Raw genomic sequence first — 22,077 nt, forward strand, 5'->3', positions numbered from 1 at the left:
GCCCGGTGTGCCGGGCGTCATAAATCACTCAACTCCGATACCCGCCCGTGATTGACTTCAGGTGTGCGCAAGTACGTGATCATGGGCGTTCAGGGCAGCGGCAAGGGCACCCAGGCCAAGCAGCTGGCCGCCGACTTCGACCTGGTGCACATCAGCGTCGGCGACGTCTACCGCTGGCACGTGCAGTACCACACCAAGCTCGGCGCGCAGGTGCGCCGGGCGATGAACGCCGGTGAGCTGGTCGACGACAGCACCACCGAGACCGTGGTCCGCGACCGGCTGGCGCTGCACGACTGGAACTACGGCTTCATCCTCGACGGCTTCCCCCGCAACCGCCGCCAGGCCCAGTTCTTCCTGGAGAGCTACGACGTGGACGCGGTGATCCACCTGGATCTGCCCGACAGCGAGGTGCGCCGCCGCGTGCTGGCCCGGCGGCTGTGCTCGAACTGCGGCATGGACTACAACCTCATCGAGCACCGCCCGGCCCGCGAGGGCCGCTGCGACGCGTGCGGCGGCGAGCTGGTCACCCGCGCCGACGACACCGAGGAGGCGCTGGCCGCCCGGCTGGCCGACTACCACGCCAAGACCGACCCGGCGCTGGAGCTGTTCCGCGGCAAGGAGCTGGTGATCAGCGTGGACGCCACGGCGGCCAAGGGCGCGGTGCAGCGGGCCATCCGCGAGCAGCTCGGCCTGCCCCAGCCGGTACGCAAACCGCAGGCTGACCGGCGCAGATAATCTGCTACGGATCTATTCGGCGTACACTGGCGGGTATGACCGCGATGGCGCCCACCCGCACCAGCCCCGACCTGTCCTTCCTGCTGGACCACACCAGCCACGTGCTGCGTACCCGGATGGCCGCCGAGCTGGCCGAGATCGGGCTGACCGCGCGGATGCACTGCGTGCTGGTGCACGCTTTGGAGGAGGAGCGGACCCAGATCCAGCTCGCCGCGATCGGGGACATGGACAAGACCACGATGGTGGTCACCGTCGACGCGCTGGAGAAGGCGGGCCTGGCCGAGCGCCGCCCGTCGAGCACCGACCGGCGGGCCCGGATCATCGCGGTGACCCCGGAGGGCGCGAAGATGGCCGCCCGCAGCCAGGAGATCGTCGACCGGGTGCACGAGCAGGCTCTTGCCGCCCTGCCCGCGACCCAGCGCGAGACCCTGCTGCGCGCCCTGGAAAGCCTGGTCACGGGCCATCTGGCCGCCCCCGCCGAGTCCGCCGCACCGGTCCGGCGGGCCCGCCAGTAGCCGATCCGGTTCCGTAAAAGATTGTCTGCAACAAAACTATCCGCTACGGTCTCTCCTAACGGCACCGTCCACAGGAGGACCGCATGTCCACGTCCACGTCCGCCCCGTCCCGCTCGCGCTGGATCGCCCTGGGGGTGATCGCGACCGGGCTGCTGATGACCGTCCTCGACGGCAGCATCGTCACCGTCGCGATGCCCGCGATCCAGCAGGACCTGGGGTTCACCCCCGCCGGCCTGAGCTGGGTCGTCAACGCGTACCTGATCGCCTTCGGCAGCCTGCTGCTGCTGGCCGGGCGGCTCGGCGACCTCATCGGCCGCCGCCGCCTCTTCCTGGCCGGCACCGCCGTGTTCACGGCAGCGTCGCTGCTCGCGGGCATCGCCGACACCCCGGCCCTGCTCATCGCCGCCCGCTTCCTGCAGGGCGTCGGCAGCGCCATGGCCGCGGCCGTCGGCCTGGGCATCCTGGTCAACCTGTTCCCGGCCCCGGCGGAGCGGGCCAAGGCGATCGCGGTGTTCAGCTTCACCGGCGCGGCCGGGGCCTCGCTCGGCCAGGTGCTCGGCGGCGTGCTCACCGACGCCCTCGACTGGCACTGGATCTTCTTCATCAACCTGCCCATCGGCGTGGCCGCCCTCGCGGTCGCCGTCGCGGTGCTGCCCGCCGACCGCGGACTCGGCCTGACCGCCGGAGCCGACGTGATCGGGGCGCTGCTGGTCACCGCGGGCCTGATGGTCGGCATCTACACCGTGGTCAAGGTCGAGGAGCACGGCTGGACGGCGACGCCGACCCTGACCACCGGCGCGGTCGCGGTACTGCTGCTGGCCGGGTTCGCGGTCCGGCAGGCCACCGCGCGGCGGCCGCTGATGCCGCCGCGGGTCCTGCGCTCGCGCAGCGTCGCCGGGGCGAACCTGGTGCAGATGCTGATGGTCGCCGCGCTGTTCTCCTTCCAGATCATCACCGCGCTGTACCTGCAGAAGGTGCTCGACTACGGCGCGGGCGAGACCGGGCTGGCCATGCTGCCCGCCGCGCTGATCATCGGCGCGGTGTCGCTAAGCGTCTCGGCCCGGCTCAACACCCGCTTCGGCGAGCGCCGCGTGCTGCTGACCGGCCTCGCGCTGCTGATCGTGCTGCTCGGACTGCTGGCCCGCATCCCCGTGCACGCGTCGTACGTCACCGACCTGCTGCCCGCCATGCTGCTGGCCGCCGGGTTCGGGCTCGCACTGCCCGCGCTGACCACGCTCGGCATGTCCGGGGCGGGTCCGGACGACGCGGGACTCGCCTCGGGGCTGTTCAACACCACGCAGCAGATCGGCATGGCGGTCGGCGTGGCGGTGCTGTCCACGCTGGCCGCGGGCCACACCGGGCATGCGCTGGCCGGGGGCGCGAGCCAGGCCGAGGCGCTGACGGGCGGCTACCGGCTCGCGTACACCGTCGGTGCGGGACTGATGATCGCCGCCTTCCTGGTCGCGTACACGCTGCTCCGCGAGCCTCGCCGAGCAGCCCGGCGCCACTCCGCGGTGCCCGCCACCGCCTGACCCGCGCGGATTTCATCAACGTTGGCCTATCTCATCGAAAATCCGGCAACGGGATTCGATGAGATAGGCCAACGTCTACGACAGGCGGGGTGGGTGCCGGTCGTCGTGTGCGGGAATGAAGCCGGCGGGGATCTGGGGGGACGGCTGGGCGGCGTGGCGGCCGGGGTCGGGGACCGGTTCGCAGGCCATGTCCAGTTCGGCGGTCTGGGGTGGGACCAGGCCGAGGCGGACGGACGGGGTGGGCAGGATCGCGTCGAGCAGCCAGTCGGCGGCGACCCGGGCGCGGTTGCCGGGCAGCGAGAGCAGGTGGTAGCCGCGGGTGACGGCCATCGCGGGCAGGCCGGACAGCGGCACGCCGAACGGGTTCGCGGCGGCGTCCCAGCCGCCGAGGTCCACCAGGAAACCCAGGTCGTGGTGGCGGTACGGCTTGCGGGTGCCGACCCCGCAGGAGGCGGCGATGTTGTGGGCGGCGACCCGGCCCTGCCGTACGGCGTGCTGGGCGGTCATCGGGGTGTGCCGGCCGGGGCGGGTCAGGTCGGGCACGGCGGCGGCGTCGCCGCAGGAGAACACCTCCGGGTGGCCCGGCACGGCGAGGTACTCGTCGACGATCAATCGGCCGTCCACCGCCGGCAGCCCGAGGCCGTCGACCAGCGGGTCGGGACGCACGCCGACGCACCAGATCAGCGAGCGCGTCGGCACGTACGAGTCGTCGGTGAGCTGCACGCCCTCGGCCTCGGCCTGGCGCACCGAGGTGCGCGTGCGCACGTCGACGCCGCGCCGGGCCAGCACCCGCGCCGCGGTGCGCGACAGCCGCGGATCCAGCTCGGGCAGCACCCGCTCGGCGGTGTCCAGCAGCAGCCAGCGGGGCCGTTCCCGCAGCCGGGGCAGCGACCTGGCCAGCGCGTCGGTGAACAGCTGCCCGTGCGCGGCGACCTCGGTGCCGGTGTAGCCCGCGCCGACCACCACGAAGGTGCAGCGGGCGCGGCGCTCCTCGGGGTCGGTGGCCTGCGCGGCGAGTTCCACCTGCAGCGTGATGTGGTCGCGCAGGAACATCGCCTCGGCCATGCCGCGCAGGCCGTGGGCGTACATGCCGACGCCCGGGATGGGCAGCAGGCGGTTGACGCTGCCCGGGGTGAGCAGCAGCCGGTCGTAGTCGAGCGCGTTGCGCGCGCCCTCGGGACCTGTGTAGGCGAGCCGCCGGTTCGCCAGGTCGACGGTGGTGACCATGCCGGGCACCTGCCGCACGTGGCGCAGCGTCGCGGCGAGCGAGACCGCGATCCGCCTCGGCTCCAGCAGGCCGGCCATCACCTCGGGCAGCAGCGGCACGTAGAGCAGGTAGTCCGCCGGGTTGATCAGGGTGATGTCGGCGTGGCCGCGGGAGCTGCGCGACAGGCTGCGGGCAGCGTGGAAGCCCGCGAATCCCGCTCCGACGATGACGATGCGAGGCCGGGCCATGGCCGACTCCATTCCCCGGGACGGCGTTCGGCAAACCTGTCCCGACCAGCTCCCGCGCACACTCTGTCACAGAATGGCAACGCTCCGTCGCAGGTTCCCCGCGCTTGGTAGTGTCCTGTCAGGCCTCGGGTTCCGCGTGGCTCACCCGGTTCCCATACGGCCTTCGGTTCCGGATCGGCGCTCGCGCCGGCAGAGCAGGGGGTGCGACACATGTTGGACGTTCGGAGCGAACGGCTCGCGCGGCGGTTCCGGCTGTGGGACACCGACGGCAACGGCCACGTCGACCGGTCGGACTTCGAGGCCGAGGGCCGGCGCATCGTGGCGGCGTTCGGCGAGGACGAGCAGTCCCCGCGCGGCCGGGCCGTGCTCGACTCGTACCTGGCGATGTGGGAGTACCTGGCCGCCAAGGCGAGCCTGGCCCCCGAGGACACGCTGTCGGCCAAGCAGTTCGACCGCATCGCGCAGACCGAGATCATCCTGATGGGCAACACCGGTTTCAGCACCGTGCTGCGCCCCACCATCAGCGCCACCCTCGACCTGTGCGACACCGACGGCGACGGCCAGGTCAACCCGGCCGAGTTCCGCCGCTGGATCGAAGCCATCGGCGTCACCAAGCCCCACGCCGAGGAAGCCTTCGACCAGATCGACGAGAACCACGACGGCCAGCTGAGCATCGACGAACTCGCCCAAGCCGTCCGCGACTACCACGCCGGCCTCCTCGACATCCCCCTCCTCGGCCGCTGACAGGCCCACGAAGGAAGGGCACCTTCTTATCGCCATGCGTAGAGGAAGGGCGCCCTGTTAACACCACAGGGCTCTGACCTGCGGTGATGAGGCCGTCAGGACTCGGGCACCACATCGGACGCGGACTTGTCCGGGCGCAGGCCGCGCCAGGCCGGGTGGCGCAGCCGGCCGTCGCGGGTCCACTCGGTGAAACGGACCTCGCCGACCAGCTTCGGCGTCGCCCAGTGCGCGTCGCGCGCCTCCCGGATCGGCGGCCCCGCCGCGAACGGCGAAGTCTTGCGCTCCAGCTTGGACAGCCGCACCCGCAGATCGTCGAGCATCTGCCGGGTGAAACCGGTGCCGACCGAGCCGACGTAGCGCAACCCGGCCGGCTCCGGAATCCCCAGCAGCAGCGCCCCGATCGTGTCCGCGCGGTTGCCCTGCCCCGGCCGCCACCCCGCGACGACCACCTCCTGCGTACGCAGGTTCTTCACCTTGATCCACGCCCGTGACCGCCGCCCCGGCTCGTACGCCGAGTCCAGCAGCTTCGCGACGACGCCCTCCAGACCCTGCTCGCGCGAGGTCTCCAGCAGCCGCCGGCCACCGCCCTCGGTGTACGGCGGCGTGTCCCAGTGCGCCCCCGACAGACCCAGACCCTCCAGCAGCTCGCGCCGCTGCCGGTAGGGCAGCTTCGTGGTGTCCCGCCCGTCCAGGTGCAGCAGGTCGAAGAGGACGTACGTGACCGGCGTCCGCGCCGCCAGCCGCCGCACCCGCGCCGCGTCCTGCACGTGCATCCGGGGCTGCAGCGCGCCGAACGAGATGCGGCCGGAGCTGTCGAATGCCACCAGCTCCCCGTCGAACACCGCGGTCGTCGACCCGAGCGCCTCCCCGAACGCCCGCAGCTCCGGGTACGCCGCCGTGACGTCGAGGTCGTTGCGGCTCATGGCGCGCACCCGGCCGCCTTCCACGTAGACGACCGCCCGCACCCCGTCCCACTTCAACTCGTAGCCGTAGCGGCCGTCCTGCGCCTTCGACGGCAGCTCCCCCAGCGTCGCCATCATGGGCCGGACCAGGTCGGGCGGCGCGGTCCGGTCGGCCGGCGGCGGGTCCATGCGGTGCATCAACCACTGGGTGCCCCTGGTACGGATGAGCACGTAGCGCCCCTGCACCCGGTGCCCGTGCAGCACGACCTTGACCTCGCGATCGCTCCACTTCTCCAGGTCGTAGGTGCCCCGGTCCCAGATGGCGACCTCGCCACCGCCGTACTCGCCCTCGGGGATGTGCCCGGCAAAGTCGGCATATTCGAGTGGATGATCTTCGGTGTGGACCGCGAGGCGGTTGTCCTTCGGGTCCAGAGGCAGGCCCTTGGGCACGGCCCAGGAGACGAGCACGCCACCGTGCTCCAGGCGGAAGTCCCAGTGCAGCGCGCGGGCGTGGTGCTCCTGGATGACGAAGGTGTCGTCGTGCCCGCGCGGCAGCGGCCCCGCCTCGGGCACCGGCTCGGGTGTACGCGCCGCCGACCGCTTCCCCCGGTACGGCGCGAGCTTGTCGGCCACAGTGCAGTTCTACCCCGGCACTGTCGCCGCGTGGGCCGGGTTTGCCCATGCGGTCGGCATTTCTCCGACACGAAGACGCCCTGCACACGCGGCCGCCCGGTTGGCACGTGACCTCGCCGCCACGGGCGGGCCGGCACCGCTCACGTGCGCGGCTACATCTTTTTTGATGTGGCCACATCAAAAAAGATGTGACCCGACACCGCACCATGTCATCCAGCGCATGCGCCGCGGTCGATCATGAACTTGGGGCAGCGACACACCGTCGAGCCGTGCCATAAGTTCATGATCGACGCGGAGAGCCGCGTACGCGAAACGGGCTTCGCGATGCACGACGCTGGGTCGTCCATCCCTATCGGAGCATCATGGCGGATCCGTGACACGGCCCGTGACAGCGCCACCATCCGTACACATGATTTCGATCTCCATCGATCATCTCTAGCGTCCCTCCCACATGCATGGGAACGGCGCGGACAACCCCACCGCGCCAGGGGCAGGAGAGGTGAATCGATGGACCTGAGGCGCTCCCTCAGCACACTCGGACTGACCGCGCTCGTCGCGGCGTCCACGCTCACCGGAGGGGCGGCGGTCGGTGTGGCCGCGGCGCCCGCGCCGGCGTGTGTGGAGCCGGCCGCCGCGGCGAAGGCCAAGCCGGGCGGTTCCGCCAAGCAAGACCCCAACGAGCTGACCACCGAGCAGGTGGCCGCCAACGAGAAGGCCCTCGAAGCCGCGCTCAAGGCCAAGGGCAAGGCCCGCGCGGGCACGGCCGCCGCGGCCGCGGCGGCCACGGTCACCATCCCGGTGGTCGTACACGTGATCTCCGAGGACGGCACCCGGGCCAACGGCAACATCCCGGACTCGATGATCAACAACCAGATCAACGTGCTCAACCAGGCTTACTCCGGTGGCACCGGCGGTGCGGCCACGGCGTTCGCGTTCCAGCTGCAGTCGATCAACCGGGTCACCAACGCGGCCTGGTACCCGATCGTCTACAACTCCAACGCGGAGAAGGCGATGAAGGCTGCGCTGCGCGTCGGCGGCGACGGCACGCTGAACATCTACACCGGCCTGCTCAGCCAGGACCTGCTCGGCTGGGCCACCTTCCCCCAGTCGAACATCACCTCGTACGACGGCGCGGTGATCCTCGCCGAGTCACTGCCCGGCGGCAACGCCAGCCCGTACAACCTGGGCGACACGGCCACCCACGAGATCGGCCACTGGCTGAACCTGTACCACACCTTCCAGGGCGGCTGTAACGGCCAGGGCGATCAGGTCGCCGACACCCCGGCGGAGAAGACCGCCGCCTTCGGGTGCCCGACCAACCTGGACACCTGCAAGAGCAAGCCGGGCCTGGACCCGATCCACAACTTCATGGACTACACCGACGACTCCTGCATGTACGAGTTCACCGCGGGCCAGGCGACCCGCATGCTCGACGCCTGGAACGCGTACCGCGCGTGACGACGAGGCGGGGCCCGGCACGCGCCGGGCCCCGCCGTTGTTCTCCGGGTCCCGGCGACAGGTGGGTGCCGGGACCCGGTGTCCGTCAGCTCTGCCGCAGCGCCGGCATCGGCACGGGGATGTTCAGGCTGGTCGCGCCGACACCCATGCCGCCCTCGCAGGTGTTCGGCGGGGCGGTGCCGATCCCCCGGGTCGACGGTTTCTCCGCGGCCCAGAACATGAAGCCCAGCATGCCCGCCGTGGTGCCCGCGCCGTTGGGCGCGACCGACTGCACGTACGGCGCCGTGGCCTTCTGCACCGAGTTCGCGTAGTCGGTGCACTCCGGGCGGACCTTGCTGCCCTCGGCGATGTAGAGGCCGCCGGTGAACTTCGCCGGGGCCAACGGCGGCACCGGCGGGTTGTACTGCGGCTTGCCGTCGATGTGCTCCTGCCAGTTGGCCTGCGCCGTGGACGCCGACGGCTGACGGGCCGGCACCATCGCGTTGGCCCAGTCCAGCACCGGGTTGTCGGTGCGCAGCCAGTCGGCCGTCGCCTTCTGGTTGAGGGCGATCAGCCAGCGGTCGCCCGCGGCCACGTCGATGGTCAGCCGCGCCCGCGGATTCGCGCCGCTCGCGTCGTACGGGTGGACCGCCCGGTACGCCGTGATGAAGTTCTGCAGCGCGGCGACGTTCGGGCTGCTGTTCTGCTCGTAGTCGATCTCGATGCCGACCCCGAACTGCGTCGCCACGGCGGCGGCGCGCTGGCCGAGCAGGGCGCCGTTCGCGGCGAGCGCGGCATCCCAGTCGTCGGTGTACGTGATGCCCCCGATGGAGAACATCACCCGGATACCGCGCGAGGTGAAGTGGTTGACGATCTCCTGCGTCATGCCGCGAGGCACACCGTTGAGCGTGGCCGCGTCGGTGGTCTGGTTCAGCAGCTTCAGCGGGTTCACGAAGCTGAGCACGACCAGGTTGACCGACGGTCGGCCGTCGCCGCGGTCGACGAGCCAATGGTTCTGGCTGTCGAACTCGGCCACGGACCGCGGCGTCGCCCACAGGCAGGCGTCGTTGCTGCAGTGCCAGGCCCCGTAGATCTGGATCGGGGTGGCCGCCGCGGCCAACTGCGCGGGTGGGGGCGCGGCCGCCGCCGGCAGCGGGCCCGCCAGCCCGATCAGCACGGCGAGGAGCAGCACAAGGCGTCTCATGAGGACCTCCGTCGTTGGTGCCCGAACAGAAACCGGAAACAAGGTTCACCGTTAAGGCGTCAACGAATGCCGATACGTCACTCAGTGCGTCGCGGTCAGCGCGGGGACGCAACGCACCGCGATCGTTCGACTTGCCGGGCAGGTGGGCGAATGCGGGGTCAAGATACGCACAGGTGCCTGGCAAGTCGAACGATCAACGCAAGGAGGCGGCGGGTCAGGCGTTGGTGCGGGCGTGGGCGGTGGCGGCGCCGGTGCGGGCCATGCGGTGCCAGCGCAGCCGGTCGCCGACCAGCGCCATGACGGTGGACTGGATGACCACGAGGTACATCAGCTGCCGGTACACGATCTGCTGCAGGGGCAGGCTCCACAGCGGGCCGTAGCGTTCCCCGTCGAGTTTGAGCGCGTACGCCGCGGTCAGCACCTGGACCATCGTGAAGCCCAGCCACACCGCCGCGACCTGCGTCGGTGGCAGGAAGATCGCGCCGTACACGCCGTAGACGTCGACCATCGGCGCGGACAGCGGCAGCAGCACCTGGAACAGCGTCAGGTAGGACAGGCCGCGGCGGCCCAGCCGGCCCGACGCCCCGCGCTCGGTCAGCGCCCGGCGGTGCTTCCACATGGCCTGCATGGTGCCGTAGCACCAGCGGTAGCGCTGCCGCCACAGCTGGCGCAGCGAGGCGGGGGCCTCGGTCCAGGCGATGGCGTCGGGCGCGTACACGACCCGCCAGCCGGCTCGGATGATCGCCATGGTGAAGTCGGTGTCCTCGGCCAGTGTCTGCGTGGACACGCCGCCGACGTCGACGACCGCCTCGCGGCGGAACGCGCCGATCGCCCCGGGCACGGTCGGCATGCACTGCAGGATGTCGAACATGCGGCGGTCGAGGTTGAAGCCGATCACGTACTCCAGGTGCTGCCAGCGGCCCAGCAGCCCGCCGCGGTTGGCCACCTTCGTGTTGCCGGACACCGCGCCGACGAACGGATCGGCGAGCGGCTGCACCAGCTCGCCGATCGCGTCGGGCTCGAACACCGTGTCGCCGTCGACCATCACCAGGATGTCGCCGCGGGCGAACATGACGCCGGTGTTCAGTGCCGTCGGCTTGCCGGCGTTCTCCTGCTCCACGACGTACACGTTCGGCAGCCGCAGGCGGCGCACCAGCTCGGCGGTGCCGTCGCTGGAGCCGTCGTCGACGACGATGACCTCGACGTTCGGGTAGTCGCTGCCGATCAGGGAGCGCACGGTCGCCTCGATGTTGGCCGACTCGTTGTAGGCGGGCACGATCACCGACACCGCGCCGACGTACCGCTTGCGCTTGCGGGACTGCTTGCGCACCCGGCGCACGTGCACGCGGGCGCACCACACCTGCACGATCAGCCGCAGCACGGCGAGCACCACCGCGGCGAGCATGAGCCAGGTCATCGCGCCGGCCAGCCAGCCCGCGCCGAGCTGCGCGAAGCGCAGGGCGTGCCCGCGCACCCGCTGCCCGCCGGCCGCGGCGGGGGTGGCCGGCAGATCCATGGCCTGCGACACGGTGGTGAAGCGGTAGCCCTGCTCCTGCAGCCTCGGGATGAGGATCTCCAGGGCGGCGACGGTCTGCGAGCGGTCGCCGCCGGCGTCGTGCATCATCACGATCGCGCCCGCGCCGCCGTCGGGCGTGGCCGCCGCGACGATCGCGTCGACGCCCGGCCGGCTCCAGTCCTTCGTGTCGAGGTCGGCCAGCACGGTGAGGTATCCCTCGTCGGCGGCCTGCCGCATCGCCTCGTACGCGGGCACGGTCACCGCGTCCGGGGTCGCCGAGTAGGGCGGGCGCATCAGCGTCGGGCGCAGGCCGGTCGCGGCGGCGATGGCGTTGCCGGTCAGCGTCGTCTCGGCAGTGCGCTGCCAGCCGGGCGCGGCGGTCAGGTCGAGGTGGGTGAAGGTGTGCGCGGCGACCTCGCTGCCGCTGTCGACGATCTGCCGGGCGATGTCGGGGTGCCGGTTGACCTGCGCGCCGACGGCGAAGAAGGTGCCGGCCGCGTCGTGGCGGCGCAGCACGTCGAGGATCGCCGGTGTCCAGCGCGGATCGGGGCCGTCGTCGAAGGTGAGCGCGATCGTCTTCGCCGGCATCGCCCGGGTGGTCACCGTGCCGTCGGCGGCCAGACGCTGCACCGGGCCGCCGCCGACCACCTCGTCGGGGGCGGGGCGCTCGTCGCTGACCGGGTGCGGGCCGCTGCCCTCCGCGCCGACGTGCTCGACGTATCCGTTCAGGCACAGCCCGGCCAGGGCGAGCGCCAGGGACAGCGCCAGCAGCAGCCAGTGCGCCTTGGGCTCGCGGCGCTGGGGCACACCGCGCCTCGCGTGTCGCGACATCGTCAGTTCTTCTTCGACTGGGTCGGGTGCGGCCGGTCGGTGGGCCGGTTACCGCGGGTGGACGGCGCGGCACTGGGCGCGGTGCTCGGCTTCCCGGTGGTCTTCGTCGGCGACACGGACGGGGACGGCGCCGTGGCAGGCTGCGGCCGCGGCTCCGGCGTGGAGGCGGCCGGAGCCGGTTCGGCCGACTCCTCGGCCGCGGGCCGGTCGGGCAACAACTGGGGCAGACCAGGCAGACCTGCCCCTTCCACCCCGAAGAAGCCCGCCACCACGATGGCCAGCATCAGGGTGAGCGCCACCCCGCCGCCGGCGGCCAGCACGGTGAACAGACGCCGCCTGCGACCCGTACGGTCCACGAAAACCGGCCGGTTCGCGCCTTTTCTTCTGCTCATCCCCTACAGCCCTGACCTAGCCCGTCGCCTCCCGAGGAGGCCTGCCACCGCGCACGACATGCGCCACCGGGTAGAGCGCCGTACACCCACCGAACGTCACACCGAGTGACGCGTATCTCCGGACGGGGGGCAGCCGGTTCGCACATGCGGGAGGGATGTGTGCACAATCAAGCGCTCAGGGACGCGTGGGAGGGGGAGCTGCCGGTGACCGAGCTGCGACCCCATGCCGCCGATCTGACGGCGGCCGTGGATGCGGCCCGGCACGGTGACGAGGCGGCGTTCAACGCGCTCTACCTCGCGGTTCAGCCGGGGCTGCTGCGTTACCTGCGGATGCTCGTCGGCTCGGACGCCGAGGACGTCGCCTCCGAGACCTGGCTGCAGATCGTGCGCGACCTGCATACGTTCCGTGGCGACGAGGCCGGTTTCCGGCGCTGGGCGGCGACCGTGGGCCGGCACCGGGCCATGGACCACCTGCGCCACCATCAGCGCCGCCCGTCGGTGCCGTTCCCAGTCGAGGCGATGGCGGACCTGCCCGCCGCCGACGACACCGCGGCCTCGGCCGAGCAGCTGATGACGACCGACGGCGCGCTCTCGCTCATCGCCTCGCTGCCCGCCGACCAGGCCGAGGCGGTGCTGCTGCGGGCGGTGATGGGCCTGGACGCCCAGTCCGCCGCCGACGTGCTCGGCAAGCGGGCGGGCGCGGTGCGCATGGCCGCACACCGCGGTCTGCGCCGGCTCGCCGAGGTGCTGGGTGTCGAGCGTCACAGTCGCGGAACAGTGACGCCCGGCGCGGACCCGACGCTCAACGAGGTGACATGAGCGAGTTTTCCACGGCCGGCGGTCTCGACCCCGGCGCGAGCGAGCGGCTGCTCGACGGTGCCCGCAGCCAGGTCGCCGACCAGGGACCGGTCGGTGATCTGCTGGCCCGTGCCGCCGCTCCCGGCCGTTCCGAGGAACTCGCCGGGGCACCCGCCGTCATGGCCGCGTTCCGCGCCGCGTATCCGCAGCCGGTGGCGCGCAAGGGCCGCACGCTGCGGCGGGCCGTCGCGCTCAAGGTCGGAGCGATCGTCGCCGCGCTGACGGTCGGCGGGGTCGCGTTCGCGGCCCACTCGGGTGTGCTGCCCAACCCGTTCCCGATCGGCCCGCAGTCACCGGCGTCGCCGTCGGGCTCCCGGCCGGGCGGCACCCCGGGCCAGGGCGCCTCGCCGACGCCGAGCGGCTCGCCGTCGGCACTGCCCTCAGCCTCGGTGTCGGCCCCGGCGAACGTGCACGGACTGTGCCGCTCGTTCCTGGCCACGGCCGACAAGGACAAGCCGAAGGCCACGGACAGCCCGACCTACGCCCCGCTGGTCGCGGCCGCGGCCGGGCAGGACCTGACGGACTACTGCACCGCGCTGACCGCAGCGAACGCGGGCCGCCCCACCGCCAATCCCGGCAACGGGCCCTCGCCGAAGCCGAGCAAGGCCCATCCCGCCCCATCGGCGAGGAAGACGAAGGACAGCTGACGGCGGGCGCGTGACATGGCGGCGACGCCCGGCGCTATCTGAGTGGGACCAGCAGGACGCACCCCTGCTGGTCCCATCGCATGTCCATCGACGTCCCGCTCGGCGCGTGCGCTTTATACCACCCTGCGCTATAGGTAGCCTGACCTGGTTTGTCGCATTTGTTGACATTTCAGGAGGCATATCCAGCATGAATAACGGATGGAGAGCAGGCGCGCTCGGCACTTCGCTGCTGTCGGCCGTCCTGATGTTCGGCACCGCGGCCGCCCCGGCCCCGGTCGCCGCCCGCGCCGCGGGTCCCGCGGCCCCGCTCATCACCGAACCGGAGAAGGACAACCGACTGCTCAGCGCCGCCGACGTGCACATGGAGACACGGGCGATGCAGAACAACGACGCCGGCGACGCCCACCTGTGCACCGACTGGGAGATCTGGGCCGGCAACGCCGGCTCCGGCGAGCGGGTCTGGTTCGACTCCTGCGCCAGCGGCACCGGCCGGGTGCACGTGCACCTGGGCGACGGGGTGTTCGAGAACTCGTTCACCGGCCGCAAGGACCTGATCCCGGACAAGAACTACACGCTGCGGGTGCGGCACCGCGACGCGAGCGGCGCGTGGAGCGCGTACTCCACCCGGCCGTTCAAGACCGACGTCGAGCGCAAGCCGCTGCCCGGCGCGGGCGACTGGAAGATCCACCAGCCCGGCTTCGTGGTCGAGGAGGTCACCGGCGACCTGGCGCTGCCGGTGAACATCGCGATGGTCCCGAACTTCTCGGGCGATCTGACGAAACCGCTGTTCTACGTCACCGAGCTGTACGGCCGCGTGCGCGTCGTCACCGGCGACTTCAAGAAGCACACGTACGCCGACGACCTGCTCGACTTCGACCCGAGCGCCCAGTTCCCGGGCACCGGCGAGATGGGCGTGACCGGCATCGTGATCGAGCCGAAGACCGGCGACCTGTTCGTGTCGATGCTGTACAAGGACGACGGCGACCTGCTGCCCAAGATCGTTCGCTTCCACAGCGAGGACGGCGGCCTGACCGCCGCCACCAAGACCACGATCTTCAAGGCGCCGGGCGAGGAGCAGTCGACCTCGCACCAGATCTCGAACCTGACCATCGGCCCGGACGGCAAGCTCTACGTGCACATGGGCGACGGCTTCATCGCCGACACCGCCGAGGACATGGACTCGTTCCGCGGCAAGGTGCTGCGGATGAACCTGGACGGCACCGCACCCAGCGACAACCCGTTCTACAAGGGCACGGGCAAGTTCCAGGCCAAGGACTACATCTGGGCGTACGGGCTGCGCAACCCGTTCGGCGGCGCGTGGCGGCAGGCCGACGGCCAGCACTACTCCGTGGAGAACGGGCCCTCGGTCAACGACCGGTTCGCCCGGATCACCAAGGGCGGGCGCTACCACTGGACCGGCGGCGCGAGCGGCCTGACCAAGAACGCCCTCTACAACTGGAAGGAGACCCAGGGTCCGGTCGGCATCACGTTCACCGAGCCGAGCGTCTACCACGCGGCGGGATTCCCGCAGGAGAAGTACAACAACGCGTTCGTGTCGCTGAGCGGCCCGACGTACGCCAGCGGCCCGCAGCGGCGCGGTAAGAAGATCGTCGAGTTCTCGTTCAACGAGGACGGCTCCGTCGACGACCCGAAGACCCTGATCGAGTACACCGGCAGCGGCAAGACCAGCGTCGGCGGCATGGCCCCGGGGCCGGACGGCCTCTACTTCACCACGCTGTACACGAAGATCGGCGACGCCACCGACTCCGGCGCGAAGATCCTGCGGGTGCGCTACGTGCGCAAGGACACCGGCTCGCCGGTGACGCTGTACTCCGACAGCGGCTTCAAGGGCGACCCGAAGGGCCTGGGCACCGGGATCTTCGACGCCACCGCGTTCGGCAAGGTCAAGGACAACACCGCCAGCTCCCTGCGGGTGGCCGGCGGCTACCGGGTCGTCGCCTGCGACAGCCCGGCGACCGCGCCCGACCTGGGCAGCTGCCGCTACTTCGGGCCCGGCGAGCACGGCTCGCTCGGCGACTTCAACGACAAGCTCTCGTCGCTGGCCGTCTTCGGCGGCCCGGTCGAGGGCAAGGGCGTGCTCGGCTACGGCGAGACCGGCCTCAAGGGCACGGCCCAGCCGCTCGGCGCGGGCATGCACGAGTCGGTCGCGGGCGAGCTCACCGGCGGCGAGAACACCTCGATCAGCTCGCTGAAGGTCGGCGCGGGATACCGGCTGATCGCCTGCGACAAGGACCGCTCCGCCGCGGGCGGCGCCCTCGGCGTCTGCCGCATCCTCGGCAGCGGCGAGCACGCCACCGTCGGCGCGCTCAACGACAAGATCTCGCTGATCGGCGTCGTCGGGCCGCCGCTGACCGTGTTCTCGGAGGCCAAGGCCAAGGGCAAGAGCCAGAGCTTCGAGACCGGGGTGTACGAGGGCACCCGCGGCGAGCTGGCCGAGGTCGGCGACAACGCGATCACCTCGCTGCGCCTGGAGCCCGGCTACCGGGCCGTGGCCTGCGCCGGTGACGGCAGCACCGGGACCGGCGTGGCCACCTTGGGCCGCTGCCGGTCGTTCCCGCCGGGCGAGCACACGCTGACCGGCACCGACCTGGACGAGAACATCTCGCTGCTGCTCGTCTCGGGTGAGCCGGTCAAGGGCGCGAACGCCACCGCGTACGCCGACCAGGCCTTCAAGGGCGGCAAGTCCGGCCTGGGCCTGGGCATCTTCGAGGCGTCGCGCGGCGACCTCGACGGGGCCGGCAACGACAACATCAGCTCGCTGCAGGTCGCCCCGGGGCACCGGGCGGTCGCCTGCGAGCACGGCACCAAGCCGGTCGTGCTCGACGTGGGCATCTGCCGCTACTACAAGGCAGGTGACGTCACCTTCGTCGGCGCGGACGTCAACGACAAGTTCTCGCTGATCGCGGTCGACAAGGTCGGCGGGGCGCCCGCCAAGCGCTGACGCTCCCGAAGGACGAAGGCCCCGTTCCCGCCGCGAGGCGGGACGGGGCCTTTCCGCGTACCCGATCAGGAACTGCTGCTACTGCTGCTGCTCGAATCGCTGCCGCCGCCACCGCCGCCGAACGAACTGCCGCTCGAATCGGCGCCGCCGCCGGACCAGCCGCCGCCGCTACCGGAGTCGGAGCCGCCACTCGACCAGCCGCTGCCCGAGTCGCTCGACGAACCGCCGCTGCCGACGTTGTGCTGCCAGGTGTGCTCGTCGGTCCACACCGGGTCGCCGGACGAGGTGTGCACGGGGCCGTGGTACCCACCGGGACGGCGCTTGCTTGCCTGCCCCCGGTTCGCGCCGCGCGTCGCCGCGATGACCGCGGCGGCGATCCCGGCCACGACCAGGACGATGAACGCCAGCACGACGAAGAGAAGGATCATTGACTCCATCGGGTCAATGTAGACGTCTCGCGCCAGCGCCGCGCACCGTCAGGAGCCCGCCGCCGGCGGGCATGGAAAAGCGCGGGGTAGCCCCCGCGCCTTTCGCGATGATCAGCCCAGGTCGATCGTCGGGTAGAGCGGGAAGCCCTTGAGCAGGTCGGTGGTCTGCCCGGCGACCCGGTCGGCGACGCCGTCGGCCAGCACGTACGCGGCCTTGGACGGCTTGCCGTTCGTGGTGCCCTGGGTGGTGCCCGCCAGCACGGTGTGGATCAGCTCGGCGATCTGGTCCATCTCGGCCGTGCCCAGGCCGCGCGTGGTCAGCGCGGGCGTGCCCAGCCGGATGCCGGAGGTGTACCAGGCGCCGTTCGCGTCCTGCGGCACCGCGTTGCGGTTGGTGACGATGTTCGAGTCGAGCAGCGCCGACTCGGCCTGGCGGCCGGTGATGCCGTACGACGACACGTCCAGCAGCACCAGGTGGTTGTCGGTGCCGCCGGTGACCAGCTTCGCGCCGCGCCGCAGCAGACCCTCGGCCAGCGCGTTGGCGTTGTCGACGATGCGCTGGGCGTAGTCGCGGAACTCCGGCCGGCGGGCCTCGGCCAGCGCAACCGCCTTGGCCGCCATGACGTGCGGCAGCGGGCCGCCGAGCACCATCGGGCAGCCGCGGTCGACCTGCTCGGCCAGCTCGGACTGGCACAGCACCATGCCGCCGCGCGGGCCGCGCAGCGACTTGTGCGTGGTGGTGGTGACGATCTGCGCGTGCGGGATCGGGTCGAAGTCGCCGGTCAGCACCTTGCCCGCGACCAGGCCCGCGAAGTGCGCCATGTCGACCATCAGGGTCGCGCCGACCTCGTCGGCGATCTCCCGCATGATCCGGAAGTTCACCAGCCGCGGGTACGCCGAGTAGCCCGCGACGATGATCAGCGGCCGGAACTCGCGCGCCGACTTGGCCAGCGCGTCGTAGTCGACCAGGCCCGTCGCCGGGTCGGTGCCGTAGCTGCGCTGCTCGAACATCTTGCCGGAGATGTTCGGGCGGAAGCCGTGCGTGAGGTGGCCGCCCGCGTCCAGGGACATGCCCAGCATGCGCTGGTCGCCCAGCTCGCGGCGCAGTGCCGCCCAGTCGGCCTCGTTGAGGTCGTTGACGTGGCGGGCCTGCGCCTTGGCCAGCGCCGGGCTCTCCACCCGCTGGGCGAGCACGGCCCAGAAGGCGACCAGGTTGGCGTCGATGCCCGAGTGCGGCTGCACGTACGCGTGCTGCGCGCCGAACAGCTCTCGGGCGTGCTCGGCGGCCAGCGCCTCGACCGTGTCGACGTTCTTGCAGCCGGCGTAGAAACGCCGGCCGACGGTGCCCTCGGCGTACTTGTCGCTGAACCAGTTGCCCATGGCCAGCAGCGTCGCGGGCGAGGCGTAGTTCTCGCTGGCGATCAACTTGAGCGACTCGCGCTGGTCGTGCAGCTCCGCGCCGATCGCCGCGGCGACGGCCGGCTCGACGGCACGGATGGCATCCAGCGCGTGGCGGTAGGCCAGAGACTCGCTGGACAGGGACACGTCAGACATGCGGACCTCCTGGACGATACGGAAGAGGCCCAGGCGCACGGCACAGCGTCACGATGACGGAGCCGCTCCCCGATGGTGACCCATCCCAGCGCGCCAGTCACGGCCCAGTCCCCAGCCTAACAACCCGGCCCGGTCCGCGCCTGCCGCCGCACCGTCCCCGCCCACATGGCGGGCGGTCAGCCGAGGGCGCGGTCGAGGTTGTAGGCGGCGGAGATGAGGGAGAGGTGGGTGAAGGCCTGGGGGAAGTTGCCGAGCTGCTCTCCCGTCTTGCCGATCTGCTCGGCGAACAGGCCGACGTGATTGGCGTAGGTGAGCATCTTCTCGAAGGCCAGGCGGGCCTCGTCGAGGCGGCCGGCGCGGGACAGGGCCTCGACGTACCAGAAGGAGCACATGGAGAAGGTGCCTTCCACGCCGCGCAGGCCGTCGGGGCTGACCGCGGGGTCGTAGCGGTAGACCAGGGAGTCGGAGACCAGGTCCTCGGCGAGGGCGTCCAGGGTGGACAGCCACTTGGGGTCGGTCGGCGAGACGAACTTCGCCATCGGCATCATCAGCAGCGCCGCGTCCAGCACCTCGGCATCCTCGTGCTGCACGAACGCCTGCCGGTCCGACGAGAAGCCCTTGCGCATGATCTGGTGGTAGATGTCGTCGCGGGTCTGCCGCCAGTGGGGCAGGTTCGCCGGCAGGCCGCGGTGCGTGGCCATGCGGATCGCCCGTTCGATGGCCACCCAGCACATCAGCCGCGAGTAGAGGAAGTTCCGGCGGCCGCCTCGGGTCTCCCAGATGCCCTCGTCGGGCCGGTCCCAGTTGCCGCACACCCAGTCGACCAGCCCGGTCACCTCCTCCCAGCGGTCGCTGGAGATCGGGTGCGCCCACTTGTCGTACAGGTAGATCGAGTCGATCAAGGCGCCGTAGATGTCCAGTTGCAGCTGGCCCACCGCGTTGTTGCCGATGCGCACCGGACCCGAGCAGCGGTATCCCTCCAGGTGCGGCAGCTCCTCCTCGGGCAGCTCGGTGCGGCCGTCGATGCCGTACATGATCTGCAGCGGGCCGTCTGGTCCGTCGCCGCGCAGCGCCACGTGGCGGTCCAGGAAGTCCATGAACGCCGCCGCCTCCTCGGTGAAGCCGAGCCGCAGCATCCCGTACAGGCAGAACGCGGCGTCGCGGATCCACACGTAGCGGTAGTCCCAGTTGCGCTCCCCGCCGATCTGCTCCGGCAGGCTCGTCGTGGCGGCCGCGACGATCGCCCCCGTCGGCGCGTACGTCAGCAGCTTCAGCGTCAGCACGGAGCGGTTCACCATCTCCCGCCACCGACCCCGGTAGTGCGAGGTCGACAGCCAGTGCCGCCAGTAGCGCACGGTCTGCGTGAACTGCTCCTCCGCCTCGGCCAGCGGGCACGACCGGGGCTGCACCCGGTCGGAGACCCGGTCCAGCGCGAACACGGCCGTCTCGCCCTCGCCGAGGGTGAACTCCGCCCGCGCGTCGCCGTCCTCGATGGCGACCTCGACACTGCTGGTCAGGGCCAACGTCAGCACGTCGCAGCTGAACAGCACCCGGTCGCCCTCGCGCCGCAGCGTGTGCGCCCGGCGGCCGTAGTCGAACCGGGGCGCGACCAGCGCGGTGAAGGGCAGCTTGCCGCGTACGCAGATCACGCGCCGGATCAGCCGGTGCCGGTCCGCCTCGGTGGGGTCGCCGACGATCGGCATGAAGTCCTGGATCTCTCCCACCCCGTCGTAGGCGTAGAAGCGGGTGATCAGGACGTTGGTGTCCGGGAAGTAGAACTGCTTGGTCTGCGCCGGGACGGCGGCGGCCAGCTCGAACCGACCGCCGCGGTCGGCGTCCAGCAGCGCGCCGAAGACGCTCGGCGAGTCGAACCGCGGGCAGCAGTACCAGTCGATGGTCCCGTTCACGCCCACCAGCGCCACGCTGCGCATGTCGCCGATCAGCCCGTGATCGGCGATCGCCAGGTAGCGGCCGTCGGTTCCCCCGTCCCCCACACCGCCAGCATATGACCGGTATGCCCCACCCACCGCACTTAGCCCGCACAGGCCCGGGCCGCCCCCGCCGCCGCGTCGAGATCGCTCGAATTGCCTGGCACCGGTGCGTATCTTGAGCAGCCATTCGCCACCCGCCTGGCAAGTCGAGCGATCTTGAGCGGGATCGAGCGCTGGTCAGTCGGGCAGGGTGATCGTCCGGCCGGGGGCGGCCATCGTGCCGGGCGGGCACCACCAGGTCATCACGTCGGCCACGAGGCGGCCGGCGCGGACCGCCGGGTCCTGCTCGGCCAGGCGGCGGGCCTCGTCCAGCGAGCCGGTGCGGAAGAAGACCAGGCCGCGCAGCGACTCGTCGGCAGGCTCGATCACCGGGCCGTTGGTGACCACGTGGCCCGACGCGCGCAGCCCGGACAGGTACGCCAGGTGCTCCGCCTGGATGCGCGCGGACTCCACGTCGTCGTACTCGGGCGGATTCGCCGGGCGGCGCAGCATGACCAGCTCGAAGGACTCAAGTTCCATGCGGCACAGTGTGCCCGGCCGCCGGACCCGCCCCGCAGCGGACGGGGTCAGGCGCGGGTGCGGTCGGGCGACGGTTGCTCCGCCTCGACCCGGCGCAGTGCCTGGATCGCGCCGTCCAGGCTGGCCCCGAGCGCGCGGGCCGCGGCGCGGTAGCCCCGCGCGGCCTCGTCGAGCCGGGCCATCGCCTCGGCGGGCGGCAGGTCGGGGCGGCGCTCGGCGACCGTGGTGCCGTGCCGGACCCGGCTCACCACCAGGCCCGCGGCCTCCAGCTCCCGGTAGGCGCGAGCCACGGTGTTCACGGCCAGGCCGACGTCCGCGGCGAGCTGCCGGATCGTCGGCAGGTGCGCGCCCGGGGCCAGCGTCCCCTCGGCGATCTGCGTGGCGATGCCCGCCCGCACCTGCTCGTACGGCGGCACGGCGCTGTCGGTGTCGATCTCCAGTCGCATCGGACGCTCTCCTGGTCGCGCGGTCAGAACGCGGAGATGTTCGCCGGGGCGCGCTCGGCCCGGGTCAGCGCGCGGATCACCGCGGCCTGCCCGTGGCGGCGCACCGCGAGCTCGCTCAGCAGCGCGAGCACCGGGTCGAGCACCTCGCGCGGCTGGTCGGGGGTGGGCACACCGACGCTGTACGCCAGGTCGTCGGAGTGCACGGTGATCTCCATCAGCCGGGTGACCAGGAAGTCGTCCAGCCGCATCGCCCACGGCCCGGCAGGCGGGCTGACCAGGCGGTCGACGTGCTCCTCGGCGAGCAGCGTGCGCAGCTCGGACACCGCGCGATCGGTCTGCTGCGCCAGCTCGCGCGGACCGGCCTCGGCGAGCGCCTCGCCGCCCTGGCGGACCCGCACGTTGGTCTCTGCGTCGATCGGGGCGTCGATCCAGGTAACCCGGCTGTAGTGGTCGGCGAGGGCGACCGGCGGCCCGTCCGGGGCGGGCGCGGCCAGCACCCGTGGCACGTTCACCACCTGCGAGGCGAGGTGCCCCGCCAGCCCGGCGACGGTGAAAGCCTCCAGCGCGCTCGGCTTCGCCCAGGCCGCCGCGACGGCAGGGTCGCCGACCAGGGCCGCGGCCGACGCGGCGGCCCGTAGGTATGCCTCGCGTACCGCGCTCATCCGTGCCTCCCGGGCCGCTCGCCGTCTCCGCCGAACACCCTAACCCGCGATCGATCCGGGCACCGGGCGGCGGGACCGCCGGGCCGCACGCACTGACCGTGGGACGTACGCCGC

General features: G+C 71.7%; 19 protein-coding genes and 1 riboswitch. Of the genes, 8 read left to right on the forward strand and 11 right to left on the reverse strand.

Features of this window, described 5'->3' with window-relative positions; genetic code table 11:
• The first annotated feature begins 63 nt into the window (after positions 1 to 63).
• The 3 genes from ACFQO7_RS01150 (at position 64) to ACFQO7_RS01160 (ending at position 2,782) form a co-directional block, all read left to right on the forward strand.
• Positions 64 to 735, forward strand: coding sequence for an adenylate kinase family protein (locus tag ACFQO7_RS01150; RefSeq protein ID WP_376804566.1), 672 nt, complete (start codon positions 64 to 66; stop codon positions 733 to 735).
• 35 nt (positions 736 to 770) lie between these two features.
• A complete protein-coding gene (locus ACFQO7_RS01155) occupies positions 771 to 1,250 on the forward strand; it encodes a MarR family winged helix-turn-helix transcriptional regulator (protein WP_376804567.1) in 480 nt (159 codons plus the stop codon).
• An 83-nt stretch (positions 1,251 to 1,333) separates the two neighbouring features.
• Positions 1,334 to 2,782, forward strand: coding sequence for an MFS transporter (locus ACFQO7_RS01160; protein WP_376804568.1), 1,449 nt, complete (start codon positions 1,334 to 1,336; stop codon positions 2,780 to 2,782).
• A 75-nt stretch (positions 2,783 to 2,857) separates the two neighbouring features.
• On the opposite strand, the gene ACFQO7_RS01165 is transcribed toward ACFQO7_RS01160, so the two are convergent.
• A complete protein-coding gene (locus tag ACFQO7_RS01165; RefSeq protein WP_376804569.1) occupies positions 2,858 to 4,237 on the reverse strand; it encodes an NAD(P)/FAD-dependent oxidoreductase in 1,380 nt (459 codons plus the stop codon).
• 210 nt (positions 4,238 to 4,447) lie between these two features.
• On the opposite strand from ACFQO7_RS01165, the gene ACFQO7_RS01170 reads away from it, so the two are divergent.
• Positions 4,448 to 4,981 (forward strand): EF-hand domain-containing protein, encoded by a 534-nt coding sequence (locus tag ACFQO7_RS01170; RefSeq protein WP_191841069.1) that lies wholly within the window; start codon positions 4,448 to 4,450, stop codon positions 4,979 to 4,981.
• A 95-nt stretch (positions 4,982 to 5,076) separates the two neighbouring features.
• Here ACFQO7_RS01170 and ligD read toward each other — a convergent pair whose 3' ends face one another.
• Positions 5,077 to 6,516: a non-homologous end-joining DNA ligase gene (gene ligD / locus ACFQO7_RS01175; RefSeq protein ID WP_376804570.1), complete on the reverse strand. Its 1,440-nt coding sequence runs from the start codon at positions 6,514 to 6,516 to the stop codon at positions 5,077 to 5,079.
• Positions 6,517 to 7,023: 507 nt separating this feature from the next.
• On the opposite strand from ligD, the gene ACFQO7_RS01180 reads away from it, so the two are divergent.
• The gene (locus ACFQO7_RS01180) at positions 7,024 to 7,974 is read left to right on the forward strand and encodes a zinc metalloprotease (protein ID WP_376804571.1); all 951 of its coding nucleotides are present in this window, start codon (positions 7,024 to 7,026) and stop codon (positions 7,972 to 7,974) included.
• Between the two features lie 85 nt (positions 7,975 to 8,059).
• Here the strand turns inward: ACFQO7_RS01180 and ACFQO7_RS01185 are convergent, their stop codons facing one another.
• From ACFQO7_RS01185 to ACFQO7_RS01195, 3 genes are all read right to left on the reverse strand, one after another.
• Positions 8,060 to 9,157: a glycoside hydrolase family 18 protein gene (locus ACFQO7_RS01185; RefSeq protein WP_376804572.1), complete on the reverse strand. Its 1,098-nt coding sequence runs from the start codon at positions 9,155 to 9,157 to the stop codon at positions 8,060 to 8,062.
• 214 nt (positions 9,158 to 9,371) lie between these two features.
• Entirely contained in the window at positions 9,372 to 11,504 is a 2,133-nt protein-coding gene (locus ACFQO7_RS01190) for a bifunctional polysaccharide deacetylase/glycosyltransferase family 2 protein (protein ID WP_376804573.1), read from the reverse strand.
• 2 nt (positions 11,505 to 11,506) lie between these two features.
• Positions 11,507 to 11,896, reverse strand: a complete 390-nt coding sequence (locus tag ACFQO7_RS01195; protein ID WP_376804574.1) for a hypothetical protein — start codon at positions 11,894 to 11,896, stop codon at positions 11,507 to 11,509.
• A gap of 204 nt (positions 11,897 to 12,100) precedes the next feature.
• On the opposite strand from ACFQO7_RS01195, the gene ACFQO7_RS01200 reads away from it, so the two are divergent.
• The 3 genes from ACFQO7_RS01200 to ACFQO7_RS01210 all read left to right on the forward strand — a co-directional run bounded on the left by ACFQO7_RS01200 (position 12,101) and on the right by ACFQO7_RS01210 (position 16,363).
• Positions 12,101 to 12,715, forward strand: a complete 615-nt coding sequence (locus ACFQO7_RS01200; RefSeq protein WP_376804575.1) for an RNA polymerase sigma factor — start codon at positions 12,101 to 12,103, stop codon at positions 12,713 to 12,715.
• Positions 12,712 to 13,401: a hypothetical protein gene (locus ACFQO7_RS01205; RefSeq protein ID WP_376804576.1), complete on the forward strand. Its 690-nt coding sequence runs from the start codon at positions 12,712 to 12,714 to the stop codon at positions 13,399 to 13,401. The genes ACFQO7_RS01200 and ACFQO7_RS01205 overlap by 4 nt, the downstream gene beginning before the upstream one ends.
• 187 nt (positions 13,402 to 13,588) lie before the next feature.
• The gene (locus ACFQO7_RS01210; RefSeq protein ID WP_376804577.1) at positions 13,589 to 16,363 is read left to right on the forward strand and encodes a PQQ-dependent sugar dehydrogenase; all 2,775 of its coding nucleotides are present in this window, start codon (positions 13,589 to 13,591) and stop codon (positions 16,361 to 16,363) included.
• A gap of 65 nt (positions 16,364 to 16,428) precedes the next feature.
• On the opposite strand, the gene ACFQO7_RS01215 is transcribed toward ACFQO7_RS01210, so the two are convergent.
• The 6 genes from ACFQO7_RS01215 to ACFQO7_RS01240 all read right to left on the reverse strand — a co-directional run bounded on the left by ACFQO7_RS01215 (position 16,429) and on the right by ACFQO7_RS01240 (position 21,963).
• Positions 16,429 to 16,800 carry a hypothetical protein gene (locus ACFQO7_RS01215; protein WP_376804578.1) on the reverse strand — a complete coding sequence of 124 codons (372 nt, stop codon included), beginning with the start codon at positions 16,798 to 16,800 and terminating at the stop codon, positions 16,429 to 16,431.
• Positions 16,801 to 16,902: 102 nt separating this feature from the next.
• On the reverse strand, positions 16,903 to 18,336 hold the full coding sequence (locus tag ACFQO7_RS01220; RefSeq protein ID WP_376804703.1) for a glycine hydroxymethyltransferase: 1,434 nt from the start codon (positions 18,334 to 18,336) through the stop codon (positions 16,903 to 16,905).
• Between the two features lie 29 nt (positions 18,337 to 18,365).
• Positions 18,366 to 18,456, reverse strand: a riboswitch (ZMP/ZTP riboswitch).
• Positions 18,457 to 18,521: 65 nt separating this feature from the next.
• A complete protein-coding gene (locus ACFQO7_RS01225) occupies positions 18,522 to 20,339 on the reverse strand; it encodes a glycoside hydrolase family 15 protein (protein ID WP_376804579.1) in 1,818 nt (605 codons plus the stop codon).
• A gap of 174 nt (positions 20,340 to 20,513) precedes the next feature.
• Complete coding sequence (locus ACFQO7_RS01230; RefSeq protein ID WP_376804580.1) at positions 20,514 to 20,855, reverse strand: YciI family protein; 342 nt, start codon at positions 20,853 to 20,855, stop codon at positions 20,514 to 20,516.
• 47 nt (positions 20,856 to 20,902) lie between these two features.
• Positions 20,903 to 21,301 carry a GntR family transcriptional regulator gene (locus tag ACFQO7_RS01235; RefSeq protein ID WP_376804581.1) on the reverse strand — a complete coding sequence of 133 codons (399 nt, stop codon included), beginning with the start codon at positions 21,299 to 21,301 and terminating at the stop codon, positions 20,903 to 20,905.
• A 23-nt stretch (positions 21,302 to 21,324) separates the two neighbouring features.
• Positions 21,325 to 21,963 carry a maleylpyruvate isomerase N-terminal domain-containing protein gene (locus tag ACFQO7_RS01240; protein ID WP_376804582.1) on the reverse strand — a complete coding sequence of 213 codons (639 nt, stop codon included), beginning with the start codon at positions 21,961 to 21,963 and terminating at the stop codon, positions 21,325 to 21,327.
• Positions 21,964 to 22,077: the final 114 nt, after the last annotated feature.

The organism is Catellatospora aurea (genome assembly GCF_042663325.1).
GTDB lineage: Bacteria > Actinomycetota > Actinomycetes > Mycobacteriales > Micromonosporaceae > Catellatospora > Catellatospora aurea.

Coding starts and splice junctions, on each gene's coding strand:
- ACFQO7_RS01155 (WP_376804567.1), top strand. CDS start 771: ATGACCGCGATGGCGCCCACCCGCACCAGCCCCGACCTGTCCTTCCTG.
- ACFQO7_RS01160 (WP_376804568.1), top strand. CDS start 1,334: ATGTCCACGTCCACGTCCGCCCCGTCCCGCTCGCGCTGGATCGCCCTG.
- ACFQO7_RS01165 (WP_376804569.1), bottom strand. CDS start 4,237: ATGGCCCGGCCTCGCATCGTCATCGTCGGAGCGGGATTCGCGGGCTTC.
- ACFQO7_RS01170 (WP_191841069.1), top strand. CDS start 4,448: ATGTTGGACGTTCGGAGCGAACGGCTCGCGCGGCGGTTCCGGCTGTGG.
- ACFQO7_RS01180 (WP_376804571.1), top strand. CDS start 7,024: ATGGACCTGAGGCGCTCCCTCAGCACACTCGGACTGACCGCGCTCGTC.
- ACFQO7_RS01185 (WP_376804572.1), bottom strand. CDS start 9,157: ATGAGACGCCTTGTGCTGCTCCTCGCCGTGCTGATCGGGCTGGCGGGC.
- ACFQO7_RS01190 (WP_376804573.1), bottom strand. CDS start 11,504: ATGTCGCGACACGCGAGGCGCGGTGTGCCCCAGCGCCGCGAGCCCAAG.
- ACFQO7_RS01195 (WP_376804574.1), bottom strand. CDS start 11,896: ATGAGCAGAAGAAAAGGCGCGAACCGGCCGGTTTTCGTGGACCGTACG.
- ACFQO7_RS01205 (WP_376804576.1), top strand. CDS start 12,712: ATGAGCGAGTTTTCCACGGCCGGCGGTCTCGACCCCGGCGCGAGCGAG.
- ACFQO7_RS01210 (WP_376804577.1), top strand. CDS start 13,589: ATGAATAACGGATGGAGAGCAGGCGCGCTCGGCACTTCGCTGCTGTCG.
- ACFQO7_RS01215 (WP_376804578.1), bottom strand. CDS start 16,800: ATGGAGTCAATGATCCTTCTCTTCGTCGTGCTGGCGTTCATCGTCCTG.
- ACFQO7_RS01230 (WP_376804580.1), bottom strand. CDS start 20,855: ATGGAACTTGAGTCCTTCGAGCTGGTCATGCTGCGCCGCCCGGCGAAT.
- ACFQO7_RS01235 (WP_376804581.1), bottom strand. CDS start 21,301: ATGCGACTGGAGATCGACACCGACAGCGCCGTGCCGCCGTACGAGCAG.
- ACFQO7_RS01240 (WP_376804582.1), bottom strand. CDS start 21,963: ATGAGCGCGGTACGCGAGGCATACCTACGGGCCGCCGCGTCGGCCGCG.